Source organism: Erwinia sp. MYb416, assembly GCF_037479575.1.
GTDB classification, from domain to species: domain Bacteria; phylum Pseudomonadota; class Gammaproteobacteria; order Enterobacterales; family Enterobacteriaceae; genus Erwinia; species Erwinia rhapontici.
On sequence record NZ_JBBGYT010000398.1, the window covers coordinates 1 to 585 of the forward strand.

1 protein-coding gene is annotated in these 585 nt (G+C 53.2%); it reads left to right on the forward strand.

Annotated features, from left to right (window positions below):
- A partial coding sequence (locus tag WH277_RS05555; protein WP_339504902.1) for a phosphatase PAP2 family protein occupies positions 1–585 on the forward strand: 585 nt, incomplete at both ends.

Here is a 585-nt window from a genome sequence, read left to right on the forward strand (position 1 = left end):
ATCTCCCAGCTAACCACGGCCTGTGGTTTAGCCTGGATAAAACCCTTTTTTACTGGTTTAACCAGCGACTGGTGACTAACCCAATTCTGTTATGGCTGGTGGCTATTACCAACTTCCGCGCCTTTGACGGTGTGTCACTGCTGGCGATGGGCGGGTTGTACCTGCATTTCTGGCGTCGTGAAACACCTGAAGGGCGCCGCCGTATGTTCGCCATCGGCATCACCATGCTGATCACGGCCGTAGGCCTTAACCAGCTCGGCCATCAAATTCCCGTGTCGCATCCCAGCCCAACGAAATTCTTCCCGGACGTTAACCATGTGACCAAACTCACCGGGATCCCGACAAAAGATTCTTCGGCAGACAGTTTCCCCGGTGACCACGGTATGATGCTGATGATTTTTGCCTGCTTTATGCTGCGCTATTTCACCCGACGTGCATTTGCTCTGGCCGTGATTATTGTGCTGATTTTTGCGCTGCCGCGCGTGATGATTGGCGCACACTGGTTTACCGATATTGCCGTGGGTTCCCTGTCAATCGTACTGGTCGGTATGAGTTGGTGGTTGCTGACTCCGGCAAGTGATTATC